Annotated in this window: 11 protein-coding genes; 5 read left to right on the plus strand and 6 right to left on the minus strand. The window is 64.9% G+C overall.

What is annotated here, in order from left to right; all coding sequences use genetic code 11:
- The first annotated feature begins 8 nt into the window (after positions 1-8).
- The gene (locus ABEA18_RS06515) at positions 9-269 is read left to right on the plus strand and encodes a DUF4235 domain-containing protein (protein WP_306963155.1); all 261 of its coding nucleotides are present in this window, start codon (positions 9-11) and stop codon (positions 267-269) included.
- Here the strand turns inward: ABEA18_RS06515 and mnhG are convergent.
- From mnhG to ABEA18_RS06545, 6 genes are read right to left on the minus strand one after another with little or no spacing between them, the layout of a single operon-like run.
- Positions 266-736, minus strand: a complete 471-nt coding sequence (mnhG, locus tag ABEA18_RS06520) for a monovalent cation/H(+) antiporter subunit G (RefSeq protein WP_345448480.1) — start codon at positions 734-736, stop codon at positions 266-268. The two genes, ABEA18_RS06515 and mnhG, sit on opposite strands and share 4 nt — an antisense overlap.
- Positions 726-1,004, minus strand: coding sequence for an MrpF/PhaF family protein (locus ABEA18_RS06525; RefSeq protein WP_078107371.1), 279 nt, complete (start codon positions 1,002-1,004; stop codon positions 726-728). The genes mnhG and ABEA18_RS06525 overlap by 11 nt, the downstream gene beginning before the upstream one ends.
- Complete coding sequence (locus ABEA18_RS06530) at positions 1,001-1,567, minus strand: Na+/H+ antiporter subunit E (protein WP_345448481.1); 567 nt, start codon at positions 1,565-1,567, stop codon at positions 1,001-1,003. The genes ABEA18_RS06525 and ABEA18_RS06530 overlap by 4 nt, the downstream gene beginning before the upstream one ends.
- Positions 1,564-3,138 carry a Na+/H+ antiporter subunit D gene (locus tag ABEA18_RS06535; protein WP_345448482.1) on the minus strand — a complete coding sequence of 525 codons (1,575 nt, stop codon included), beginning with the start codon at positions 3,136-3,138 and terminating at the stop codon, positions 1,564-1,566. The genes ABEA18_RS06530 and ABEA18_RS06535 overlap by 4 nt, the downstream gene beginning before the upstream one ends.
- Positions 3,135-3,590, minus strand: coding sequence for a Na(+)/H(+) antiporter subunit C (locus ABEA18_RS06540; RefSeq protein WP_345448483.1), 456 nt, complete (start codon positions 3,588-3,590; stop codon positions 3,135-3,137). The genes ABEA18_RS06535 and ABEA18_RS06540 overlap by 4 nt, the downstream gene beginning before the upstream one ends.
- Positions 3,587-6,658, minus strand: coding sequence for a Na+/H+ antiporter subunit A (locus ABEA18_RS06545; RefSeq protein WP_345448484.1), 3,072 nt, complete (start codon positions 6,656-6,658; stop codon positions 3,587-3,589). Before ABEA18_RS06545 ends, ABEA18_RS06540 begins: the two co-directional genes overlap by 4 nt.
- A gap of 86 nt (positions 6,659-6,744) precedes the next feature.
- Here ABEA18_RS06545 and ABEA18_RS06550 point away from each other — a divergent pair, with 86 nt between their 5' ends.
- The 4 genes from ABEA18_RS06550 (at position 6,745) to ABEA18_RS06565 (ending at position 11,801) form a co-directional block, all read left to right on the plus strand.
- On the plus strand, positions 6,745-8,148 hold the full coding sequence (locus ABEA18_RS06550; protein WP_345448485.1) for an MFS transporter: 1,404 nt from the start codon (positions 6,745-6,747) through the stop codon (positions 8,146-8,148).
- 83 nt (positions 8,149-8,231) lie between these two features.
- Positions 8,232-9,398, plus strand: a complete 1,167-nt coding sequence (locus tag ABEA18_RS06555) for an ROK family transcriptional regulator (protein WP_345448486.1) — start codon at positions 8,232-8,234, stop codon at positions 9,396-9,398.
- A gap of 60 nt (positions 9,399-9,458) precedes the next feature.
- Positions 9,459-10,982: a glycoside hydrolase family 3 protein gene (locus tag ABEA18_RS06560; RefSeq protein ID WP_345448487.1), complete on the plus strand. Its 1,524-nt coding sequence runs from the start codon at positions 9,459-9,461 to the stop codon at positions 10,980-10,982.
- A 33-nt stretch (positions 10,983-11,015) separates the two neighbouring features.
- A complete protein-coding gene (locus tag ABEA18_RS06565; protein ID WP_345448488.1) occupies positions 11,016-11,801 on the plus strand; it encodes a glucosamine-6-phosphate deaminase in 786 nt (261 codons plus the stop codon).
- Positions 11,802-11,817 lie beyond the last annotated feature (16 nt).

Consider the following 11,817-nt stretch of genomic DNA (forward strand, 5'->3'; position numbering starts at 1 on the left):
GTCCCGGAATGAACCTCCTCATCAAGCTGCTCGGCACTGGCGTCAGCATCGGCGCAGGCTTTGTCGGCACCAAGATCGTCAATGCGTTGTGGGAAAAGTCCACCGGCAAGAAGCCTCCCAAGGGTCACGATGACATGGAGGCAAGCCTGCGCTCGGCACTGACCTTCGCGCTGATTTCGGCGACCGTCAGCGCAGTCATCCAGGTTTTCGCAAGCCGCAGTACCCAGCGCGCCATCTCGCGTTTCTCGAAGACGCAGGACATCGTCTAGGCTGACGGCCCGCCGTCCCGGCCGTTCGCGGCTGAGCTCCCGCCGTTCCCGGCGTGGGGCATTGCCGGGCCCGTTTCCTGGGCTTTCTCCGCTGCCCGTTGACCGGCAGCCCGCAGCACCACGGCCTCAAGTTCGTCTATGCTCAGCAACTCGCGGTGGAGGTGCTTGGTCCGGTAGCCCGCGCGGCCCACCATGTGTGCGGATACGGGCACGGTCAGCAGCTGGAAGATCCAGGCCACCGCCAGGATCGGCCACACCCACCATTCGCGCATCTGCAACCCGATGGCCGCCAAGACAAGGAACAGCCCCAACACTTGCGGCTTGGTGGCCGCGTGCATGCGGCTCATGAGGTCCGGGAACCGCAACAGGCCGATTGCCGCGCCCAATGACATCAGCACACCAACAATCAGCAGCACTGCGGTGACCGCATCGATCACTGCGTCAACTCCAGTGGCATTAGGAGTCATTGACCTGTCCCCTTCGGTCGGCCACGAAACGGGCCACCGTCACCGAGCCAACGAACCCGATCAGCGTCAGTGCGACCAGCAGCACGAGGTTGTTGAGGTGTCTGTTGACGGCCATGTCGATGGCCAGCGCGGCGCCCAGTATGGCGAGCAACACGTCCGAGGCGAGCACCCGGTCCAGCAGGGACGGCCCGACGGCGATCCGGTAGATGGCGCCTGCCGCCGCGAGGCTGAGAATCACCGCCGTGACGATCAGCACAATGTCTTTCATGAGCCAACTCCCCTCGTTGCAGGCCAGCCTTCGGCCTGGAGTGCGTCCATTTCCGCTCGGGTACCCATGATCCGGATCAGCGAGGCCTCCGTGTCCTGGACTTCCTTACGCAGCTTGGCCGTGTCCACATCGTTGCGGACATTGAGCCCGTGGATATAGAGCGTGGACGTTGAGCGATCCACCTCCACCACCAAGGAACCCGGAATCAGCGAAATCACGTGGCCTGTGGCGGTCACCATGAGGTCGGAATGGCTACGCAGGGGAACCGCGACCACGGCATTGGTTACCGAAGGCCCCCGGAATACCGCCAGGTACATGACTTGGAAGCTCGCGGCCACCACTTTGGCAAGGAACACCCCAGCGAAAGGAATGGCGCGCAACACGTTGAAACGCCCGCTGAGCTCCACGGGAGGCAAGTAGAAGACCCTTGCTACCACCACTGCGATCAGCGCGCCGAACACCAAGTTGCCCGGGCTGAAGTCCCGCCAAAGCGCACCCCAGACGACCACCAGCCAGACCAGCAGGGGCAACTCGGTGCGGAACGAAATCCGCTTGCGGCTCATTTGCCACCTCCCTGTAGCGGCGCAGCGATCTGAGGAACCTTCGCATTCCCGCCGAGCACGGAATGGATGTACGCAGTACGGTCCAGCATCTGTTCCGCGGAGTTTCCGGCCAATTGGAACAGTGGACCGGCGAAGACGGTCAGCGCCACGCCAAAGACCACCAGCGCGGCAGTTGGCCCCACCATGGTCCGCGGAAGCAGGCCGACTGCTGCCGTGTCCTTGAGGGCGGCGGCCGGGTATTCCGCGTCCTCGGGCTTCCGCCAGAATGCGCGGTTCCAGACCCGGGCAACTGCCAGCAAGGTCAAGAGGCTCGTGACCACGCCGCCCACCACCAAGGTAATGGCCAGTGGTGTCCCGAGGGCGATGCCTGCCTGCAGGAGTCCGAGCTTCCCCAGGAACCCGGAGAAGGGCGGGATTCCCGCGAGGTTCATGGCCGGAATGAAGAACAAGAGCGCGAGGAGCGGAGACAGTTTGGCGAGCCCACCCAGCCTGTCCATGGACGAGCTGCCACCTCGGCGCTCGATCAAGCCGGTCACCAGGAACAGGCTCGTCTGGACCGTGATGTGGTGGGCCACATAGAAGACCGCGGCAGCAAGCCCCGCAACGGAAGACATGGCCAGCCCAAACACCATGTAGCCGATGTGGCTGACCAAGGTGAAGGAGAGTAATCGTTTGATGTCACTCTGGGCAATGGCGCCGAGAATGCCCACCAGCATGGTGAGGAGCGCTACCACCATCAACGGGGTATTCAAAGTGTCGCCCGGGAAAAGGAGGGTCTCCGTGCGGACCATCGCGTAGACGCCCACCTTCGTGAGCAGGCCGGCGAACACGGCAGTGACCGGCGCCGGCGCGGTCGGGTACGAGTCCGGCAGCCAGAAGGACAGCGGGAACACGGCAGCCTTGATGCCGAACGCCACGAGCAGCATGACGTGGAGCAGGTTCCTGGTGCCCGGATCCAATTCGGCCAGCTTGACGGCGAGATCCGCCATGGTGATGGTCCCGGTTGCTCCATAGATCATCGCAATGGCAATCAGGAACAATACCGAAGATACAACCGAAACCACCACGTACGTGACCCCGGCGCGGATGCGCGGACCGGTGCCGCCCAGCGTCATGAGCACGTAGCTCGCGGTCAGCAGGATCTCGAAGCCCACGTAAAGGTTGAAGAGGTCACCCGTGAGGAAGGCGTTCGAGACTCCGGCTACCAGGATCAAGTAAGTCGGGTGGAAGATCGACACCGGCGCCTCGCGGTCGCCGTCGGCCATGCCCTGGCCGGTGGCGTAGATGAGCACCGCGAGGCTGATGACGGAGGAAACCACCAACATGAGCGAGGAGAACTGGTCCACCACCATCACCACGCCAAAAGGCGGCTGCCAGCCACCCAGGGTGACGGATGCTGTGCCCGTGGTCCATACCGAGGCAAGGAGCCAGCATTCCAGGAGCAAGGTCAGGGACAATAAACCGATGCTGACCGCGCGTTGGGCCCGCGGATTCCTGTTCAGGGCGAACGTCAGGGCGGCACCGAGGATGGGAAGTACGACGGCGAGCGGTGCCAGGCTGGCGATGTTCACTGGGGGCCCCCTTCCTTGGCTGCTTCGGTTACTGCCGTAACCGGGAATTCGGACGTTTCCTCAGGAACCAGGGAATCGTCTTCGGCGTCAAAGCTGGGCGTCTTCGCCACACGCCGGTCTTCGGCGTCGTCTTGGATGTCGTCTTGACGTGCCAACGCCCAGGTCCGGTAGATGATGCCGAGCATGAATGCCGTCACAGCGAAGGAAATCACGATCGACGTCAGGATCAAGGCTTGTGGCAAAGGATCGTTGTAGTCGCGGGGATCCGTCGATTTGTTGAACAGCGGGGCCAGCCCGGCATATCCGCCCGTGGCGAGAATCAACAGGTTGGTTGCGTTGGCCAGGAGCATAAGCCCCAGGAGAACGCGCGTCAGGCTGCGTTCCAGGATCAAATAAATCCCGCAGGCGTAGAGCACTCCCATGACGATCAACAAGGTCAAGTTGACGCTCATGGGGTCCCCTTCCCTGGCGCAATAGTTGCGGTGGTTGCTGCAGTTGCGGTGGCGGCTTCGGACCGGGCTTCCCCGGAACCCCGAGCGTCTCCGCCGGCGGTCTCTTCGAAGTGTTCGTCGATCTCGGCTCCCAAGCTGCGCAGCACGTCCAGGGCCAGCCCTACGACCACGAGGTATACGCCGATGTCGAAGATTGTGGAGGTCACGAACTTGATGTCCCCGAACAGCGGCAGCCAGAACCCGATGATGGCGCTTTGGAACACCTGGCCGCCGAGAAGCAACGGTACGAAGCCCGCCGCGGCCGCCGTCGCAAGCCCCGTTCCCAGCAGCATGCCGGCGCTGATCGGTGCGGCTTCCCGCAACTCGAACCGTCCGCCGGCCAAGTAGCGGATGGTCAGGGCGAGCCCGGCAGTAAGTCCGCCGGCGAAGCCGCCTCCCGGAAGATTGTGTCCCGCCAGCAAGAGGTACACGGAGAAAACGATCATCGAGTGGAAAATCAGCCGCGTGACCACTTCGAAGATGATGGAACGCCGTTCCGGAGCCAGGGTTCGGCCGGCCACGAGCCAGGGGTCCGTCAGGGAGCCCGCGAACTTGCGGACGAGTGCCAGCGAGGCGTCGTCGCGCGAACTGCCCCCGGCCGCGGCGCGCCTTCCCACAGTGCCCTCGGGAATCGTGGCGGCCTTGTTGAGGCGCTCACCCCTGCTGCGGACAAAGATCAAGCTCGCGACGCCGGTAGCGGCGACTGCCAGCACCGAGATCTCACCGAAGGTGTCCCACGCCCGGATGTCCACCAACGTCACGTTGACCACGTTGAGTCCGCCGCCGCCCTCGTAGGCCAGCCGGGGGAATGAGAGCGACACGGGCTCGGCGATGCGGGCGCCCATCGCGTAAATCGCAACGAAGATCATGGTGGCCGCGAACGCCACACCGATGATGACGCGAACCACCCGGTATTTTCCGCCGGTACGGTCCCGGAGCTCCGGAGGCAGGCTGCGCATCGCCAGCACGAAGGCCACCAGGATGATGGTCTCCACGAGCATTTGCGTCAACGCGAGGTCCGGGGCTCCCTGCAACGCGAACATCAGCGCGATGCCGTAGCCGGTGACGGACACCATGAGCACGGCGAGGAAACGCTTGTTGGCGCGGACCGCCGCGAGCGCGCCAACAACAATTCCTGCCGCTGCGATGAGCTGAAGCGGAGAATTCGGATCGATCAAATAGAGACCGCCCGGGAGCGGCTTGTTAGCGACGATAAGCGCCGTGAGCGGAACGGCGAAAGCCACGGTGAGAATGACCGCCAGGTAGAAGTAGAGGGAACCGCGCTGCGTGCGCCCGGTGACCCACACGGCGACGTCGTCCAAGGCCCCGATGGTGCGCTGGTAGGCGCGGTCACCGTCCACCCAGTCCGGGACACGGCTCTGCGCCCGGGACACGAGATTTCGGGCATAGAACATCGCGACGCCGGCCGCGAATGTCAGTGCGGTCAGTCCCAAGGCCGGAGTCAGGCCGTGCCACAGCGCAAGATGGCTGGCGCTGGCTGCGTTTGATTCTGCCGCGCTTGTTCCGGCAGCCGGTTCCACAAATAGGGCGGCATACGGCTGGATCCATCCGTCAACGGGATCCGGCCACAGGCCGTACGCGATGGTGAGGAAACTCAAGATCGCGGGCGCCGCCAGGAACGATGGCTGGATGGCCTTGAACGGCGTCCGGTCCACGCCCGGCTTGGTGGCGAACGCGCCCCACATGAAGCGGGCGCTATAGGCGAACGTCAGGATGGACCCCAGGACCAAGCCGACCAGGAGGACCGGCCCCCATGGCCGGGAAGCAGGGCCAGTGCCGTAGTGGACGAACGCTTCGAACACGGATTCCTTGGCCACGAAACCTGCAAGCGGAGGTATTCCGGCCATGGACGCGGCGGCGATGCCCGCCACTATGGCGAGTGCCCTCGAGGACTTGTACACCCCCGAGAGTTTGCGGATATCGCGCGTGCCGGATTGGTGGTCGATAATGCCCACCACCAGGAACAGTGCGGCCTTGAACAGACCGTGTGCCAGCAACAGCGCGAGTCCGGCCAGTGCGGCGTCGGGCCGGCCGAGGCCCACAACCATGGTGAGGAACCCGAGCTGGCTGACGGTTCCATAGGCGAGGATGAGCTTGATGTCAGTCTGCCGGAGCGCCCGGTAGCCGCCTGCCAGCATTGTCGCCAAGCCGAGCCCGAGCACCAGCGGCAACCAGTAGGGGCTCTCGCTGAACCCCGGCGCCATGCGGGCGACGATGTAGATACCGGCCTTCACCATGGCCGCTGCATGCAGGTAGGCGCTCACCGGGGTGGGGGCGGCCATGGCGCCCGGGAGCCAGAAGTGGAAAGGGACCAGCGCCGATTTGGTAATCGCACCTACCAGAATGAGTACGACGGCGGCAGCAACCGCACCTTGTACGGGTCCCGTGACGAGGGTGGCCGCTTGAGTCATGATCGCCGAAATCCGGTATGTTCCGGCCACTTGGCCCAAAATGATGAGGCCGACCAGCATGGCCAGGCCGCCGGCGGTGGTGACCATGAGGGCCTGCAAAGCCGAGCGCCGTGCGGAAAGGCGGGTGCGCGCATAGCCGATCAGCAGATACGACAGGACGGTGGTGAGTTCCCAGAAGATGAACATCATCAGCAGGTCGTCCGCCGTCACAAGGCCGAACATCGCCCCGGCGAAGGCAAGAAGTTGCGCCCCGAACCCGCCAAGATCGGCATCCTTGTTCTTGAAGTACCGGGCGCAATAGACCAGGACCAGCGCGCCGACTCCCAGGACCAGCAGGGACATCACCCACGCCAGGACGTCCATGCGGAAGGCGAATTCAAGCTTGAGGTTCGGAATCCACGGGAGGGTTTCTTCGACGAAGCCGCCGCTGGATTCCCCGCCTTTTCCGGGATAGATCCGGTCGTACTGCAGGAGCAGCCAGACAAAGGCGAGGGCAGGAACCGCTGCAAGGACGTAGAAGGCATTCCGCTGAAGTTTCCGGAAGATCCAAGGCGCCACAGTTGCCGCTGCAAAGGTCACGGCAAGGACTGTGATCACTGGAATCTCCGCAAAGTCAGGAATAAGTTGTCAAAAGTTGGAGCAGGCGGCCAAGCGTTGGGTTCGGTGCAGGTAGTTTATCAACCATGAACATGGCAACTGCGCCTGAGGCCCCGCACCCGGCATCCGAGCTTGCTTCAGGGCCTGCCCTGTCGAACAAAGGCCAGATCCTTGCGTGGGCGTCCTGGGACTGGGGTTCCGCGGCATTCAATGCCGTCATGACCACCTTCGTGTTCACCGTCTACCTGACGTCCAAGGCGTTTGGCGGCGAAGACTCCGCGTCGGCGACGTTGGGTGCCGCGCTGGCGATTGCCGGCGTCGCGATTGCGATCCTCGCGCCCGTCACCGGACAGCGTTCCGACTCGGGGGGCCGCCGGAAACTGTGGCTCGGAGTCAACACCGTGCTCGTGGCAGTCCTGACTGGCTCGTGCTTCTTTGTTTTCCCCAAGCCGGAGTTCCTGCTCCTGGGCGTCTCATTGATCGCGCTCGGCAATGTGTTTTTCGAGTTCGCGGGCGTCAATTACAACGCCATGCTGGCCCAGATCTCCACGCCCGCCAATATCGGCAAAGTGAGCGGCTTCGGCTGGGGGATGGGATACCTGGGCGGGATTATCGCGCTGCTCGTGGTGCTCCAGCTATTCGTCCAACCATCCTTCGAGTGGTTCGGGGCCTCCACCCAGGACAGCCTGAATATCAGGCTCGTGGCTGTCTTCTCCGCACTCTGGTTCTTTATCTTCGCGCTGCCGGTCCTTTTCGCGGTTCCGGAACTCTCCGTCAAGAAACCGGAATCCCGTCTCGGGTTCCTGGCCTCCTACGGTTTGCTGGTCCGCAGGATCAAGGCCATCTATCGAACCAGCCCGCACACCATCTACTTCCTGCTCGCGAGCGCCATCTTCCGCGACGGCTTGGCGGCCGTCTTCACCTTCGGCGGGGTCATTGCTGCCGGGACCTTCGGCTTCGAGCTCAAACAAGTCATCTTCTTCGCGATTTTCGGCAACGTGGTGGCCGCCGTCGGCGCCATGATCGGCGGATTCCTGGACGACAGGATCGGGCCCAAAGCCGTCATCGTCATCTCCCTTCTAGGACTCCTGGTAGCCGGCACCGCGATCCTGGTTCTCGGCAACGGCGACTACGTGTTCTTCGGAGCCCATTGGGCAGGCAGCACTACGTTCTGGGTGTTCGGGCTATTCCTCTGCCTCTTCGTGGGACCAGCGCAGGCTTCCTCCCGCGCCTACCTCGCGAGGCTGGCGCCGGACGGCGAATCCGGCGAGCTGTTCGGGCTCTACGCCACCACCGGCCGGGCCGTGAGCTTCCTGGCACCGGCGCTCTTCACGCTGTGCATCACCCTGGCGACCCCTCTTGTGGCCCCGGGCGCGGCCCAACGCTGGGGAATCCTGGGCATCATGGTGGTGCTCCTGGCCGGCCTGCTGGTGATCCTGCCCGTCAAGTCACCCAACAAGACGGAAATCGCCACCGTTCCGCTTAGCTGAGGGTGGGGCTCGCGGGCGCCCTGATTCCACACAATCTGCGGAAACCCTTGATCTTTGATTGTTAGTAGAGTTTACTAACTTGCATGGAAGCCCTTCGTGACCGCCAGCGCACCGACCGTCAGCGCACCGATCGAACCGGCGCTGCAACCCTGCCTTCCGACGGGCGCGCCCACAACCTCTCCTTGGTGCGCCAGACGCTCCACTCGGCAGGGGCGATGAGCCGGGCGGAACTCTCCCGGACCCTGGGCCTGACCCGCGTCACGGTATCAGACCTCGTCTCGGACCTCCTGGAACGAGGCCATGTGGTGGAGCTGGGCCAATCGGATGAAGTCCGCCCTGGCAAGCCGGCCATCCTGGTGGACATCAATCGCCAGGGCCTTCAAGTGATCGGCATGGACTTGGCCGAAAATTCCGTGCTGCGTGCCGCCGTCCTGGACCTTGACGGCAACATCCTCGATCGGGTCGAGCGCTCCCTCTCCGAGGAGACCGGACTGGACGTCGTCAACCAGGTCCTCGAACTCGCTTCGGAGGCCGTCGGCCGGGCCACCGCCACACTGCTCGGAATCGGCGTCGGAACCCCCGGTATCGTCAACGCGGACGGCGTTGTCACCACTGCCCCCAACTTCGAATGGAAGGATATCCCCCTTCGCGATCTCCTCCAGGAGCGCACTGGCCTGCCGACCCTCGTTTCCAACGACGCCGACGCCGCAGTCCACGCGGACCACACCTTCGGCGGCGGCAGCGATGACATGGTCCTCGTGAAAATCGGGCGCGGTGTAGGTTCAGGGCTCATCGTGGGCGGCAGGCGTGCCCGGGGCGCCCACTCCGCGGCGGGCGAAATCGGCCACGTCACCGTAGGAACCGACGGCGGGACCATGTGCAAGTGCGGTAAAACAGGCTGCCTCGAAACCTGGATGTCCGTCCCCAGCCTCGAACTAGCCCTGGCCGAAGCAGCGGCGAGCTCCGAACCGGAAGCCGCGGCCGACGTCGTACTCCGGGAAGCAGGCGAGCGGCTCGCCATCGCCCTCGCGCCCGTGGTGGGCGCGCTCGACTTGGCTGAAGTGGTCCTCAGCGGACCCAGGGAGCTGTTGGAAGGCCCCCTTCTCAACGCCGTCCAGCAGACCCTGCTTGAGCGGCTATTGCACCAGGACCCTTCACCGGTGTCCGTCCGTCTCGCGGCAGACGCACAGGACATTGTCCTGCGCGGAGCCGCCGTGATGGTCCTGTGGAACCAGCTCGGTGTGGCCTGAGCGCCGCGCCTGCCGTTTCCAGCCCTGACTACCCAACGCATCCCTCCAAAGGAGCCGGACATGGACACGATTCAGTCCCCCGCCACCAAGTCCTTTGCCGCCGGGCCCGCCCGCGCGCACCTCCGCCGATTGGCGGCAGGCACACTCATGCCCGGATTCACCGGCATCGCCGTCCCCGTCTGGATCCTGGACGCGTACGACGCCGGGCTGGCTGCTGTGTGCCTTTACGGCACCAACGTGGCGTCCCCCGTGCAACTGCGCGAGCTCTGCGCCGGGCTCCGCGCACATTCCCCGAACACGCTCATCGCCGTCGATGAAGAGGGCGGCGACGTCACGAGGCTGCACTACCTCACGGGATCAACGCAGCCCGGAAATGCGGTGCTCGGGCGTTTGGACGACGTCGAACTGACCGCTGCCAGCGCCAGCGCCATCGGCCACGAACTCGCAGGGCTGGGCATCAACTTAAACCTGGCTCCGGATGCCGACGTCAATTCCGCTCCGGAGAATCCCGTGATCGGCGTGCGCAGCTTCGGAGCCGAACCTGACCTGGTCGCCCGGCATACCGCTGCCTGGATCCGCGGGCTCGAAGACGCCGGTGTGGCGTCCTGCGCCAAGCACTTCCCGGGCCACGGCGACACCACTACGGACTCCCACCTGGCGCTCCCCCGGGTCACGGCCGACGCCGCCACGCTGGACGCCCGCGAACTGGTCCCGTTCCGCGCCCTCGTCGCTGCCCGCGGAGCCACGGTCATGACCAGCCACATCCTGGTCGAAGCCCTGGACCCGGACCACCCGGCCACCTTCTCGTCGCGTATCCTTCAGGACCTGCTGCGCCGTGACATGGGATTCGAGGGCGTCATCATCACGGATGCGCTGGACATGGCCGGCGCGTCCGCGGAGACCGGAGTTCCGGAAGCAGCGGTCCGTGCGCTCATAGCCGGGGCGGACCTGCTGTGCCTAGGTTCCGAAACAGGACCGGCCCTCTTCGAACAGACGCTCACCGCGATTACAGACGCTGTTGAAGAGGGACGCTTGCCCATGGAACGGCTGGCGGACGCTGTTGCACGCACGGCAGCACTGTCCTCGCGTTTCCCCGCTGCGGGCGCCGCGGAAATACAGGAGGCCGCCATCAGGGGCCAGTTCGGCCTGCCGGGCCAGCCGCAGCCTGCCGGCGTGCTTGGCGATGCGAAGGCGCTCGACGGCGAGCGCATCGCCGAGGCCTTCGAGGTGTCCGACGCTGCCGAAAGGTGGCTTGCCCGGAAAGAACCCGTGGCGATCGTGCAGGTTGAAACCGGATCCAATTTCGCGGTCGGCCGCGTGCCGTGGGGACCCGCTGCCACAACGTCAGCGGTGGTCCGCGAAGGCGAGGTCCCCGACGGCGCGCGTGTCGCCGTCGTCGGACGTGGCCTGGATGCCGAACACCCGCTGTGGACTGTCTTCGCCCGCTTGAGGGCGGAGGGGCACGCGGTGATCGCTGTCGAGTGCGGCTGGCCCAGAGGCGGAGCGGACATCGTCACCTACGGCGCGTCCCTCACTGTGTCCCAGGCCCTGACCGCGCTGCTGAACGGCAGCGCCAAAGCCTGACAGCCACACCCCACCCATCGACAGAAAGTTGCCATGGAAGTCATTGTCACGCCCACTCCTGAATCGGCCGCTTCGGCCGCCGCCCACGCCGTCCTCTCAGGACTCCCTTCGGGCAGGGGACCCGTGCTGGGCCTGGCCACCGGTTCGTCTCCGCTGGGACTGTATGCGGAGCTCGCAGCTGCGGCCGTTGCGGGACGCGTGGATTTCTCGGCCGCCAAAGGATTCGCCTTGGACGAGTACGTAGGCCTTCCGACTGGACATGTCCAGTCCTACCGCCAGGTCTTGATCCGCGAGGTCTGCGATGTCATCGGGCTTCCCTTGGCCGGGCTGAATGTCCCTGACGGAACCGGCACTACCCAGGCCGAGCTCGAAGCGGGAGCTGCTGCCTACGACGCCGCAATCGGTGCCGCGGGCGGCGTCGATGTGCAGATCCTGGGCATTGGCGCCAACGGCCATGTGGGATTCAATGAGCCCGGATCCTCTTTGTCCTCCCGGACGCGGCTGAAGAGGCTGACGGCCCGCACGAGGCGGGACAACGCCCGGTTCTTCGACCACGACGGCGATGTCCCTACCCACTGCATCACCCAGGGATTGGGGACCGTGCTTGATGCGCGCCGGCTGGTGCTCATCGCCACCGGCGCCGCGAAGGCCGCCGCGGTCGCTGCCGCCGTCGAGGGGCCGTTGACGGCGTCGTGCCCGGGTTCGATCCTGCAATGGCATGCCGACGCTGTGGTGGTCCTGGACGAAGCGGCCGCCTCCGGATTGGCGAACCGCGAATACTACGACGACGCCGCGCGCGGCCTGGCTTTGACCCCCTAGAAAGTCGCGGACCGCT

Source organism: Arthrobacter gyeryongensis, assembly GCF_039543785.1.
Classification (GTDB): domain Bacteria; phylum Actinomycetota; class Actinomycetes; order Actinomycetales; family Micrococcaceae; genus Arthrobacter; species Arthrobacter gyeryongensis.

What these genes read in the sequence shown, in the direction of transcription:
- ABEA18_RS06525 (WP_078107371.1), bottom strand. Translation starts at nt 1,004, where the DNA reads ATGAAAGACATTGTGCTGATCGTCACGGCGGTGATTCTCAGCCTCGCG.
- ABEA18_RS06555 (WP_345448486.1), top strand. Translation starts at nt 8,232, where the DNA reads ATGGAAGCCCTTCGTGACCGCCAGCGCACCGACCGTCAGCGCACCGAT.
- ABEA18_RS06530 (WP_345448481.1), bottom strand. Translation starts at nt 1,567, where the DNA reads ATGAGCCGCAAGCGGATTTCGTTCCGCACCGAGTTGCCCCTGCTGGTC.
- ABEA18_RS06515 (WP_306963155.1), top strand. Translation starts at nt 9, where the DNA reads ATGAACCTCCTCATCAAGCTGCTCGGCACTGGCGTCAGCATCGGCGCA.
- mnhG (WP_345448480.1), bottom strand. Translation starts at nt 736, where the DNA reads ATGACTCCTAATGCCACTGGAGTTGACGCAGTGATCGATGCGGTCACC.
- ABEA18_RS06560 (WP_345448487.1), top strand. Translation starts at nt 9,459, where the DNA reads ATGGACACGATTCAGTCCCCCGCCACCAAGTCCTTTGCCGCCGGGCCC.
- ABEA18_RS06540 (WP_345448483.1), bottom strand. Translation starts at nt 3,590, where the DNA reads ATGAGCGTCAACTTGACCTTGTTGATCGTCATGGGAGTGCTCTACGCC.
- ABEA18_RS06550 (WP_345448485.1), top strand. Translation starts at nt 6,745, where the DNA reads ATGAACATGGCAACTGCGCCTGAGGCCCCGCACCCGGCATCCGAGCTT.
- ABEA18_RS06565 (WP_345448488.1), top strand. Translation starts at nt 11,016, where the DNA reads ATGGAAGTCATTGTCACGCCCACTCCTGAATCGGCCGCTTCGGCCGCC.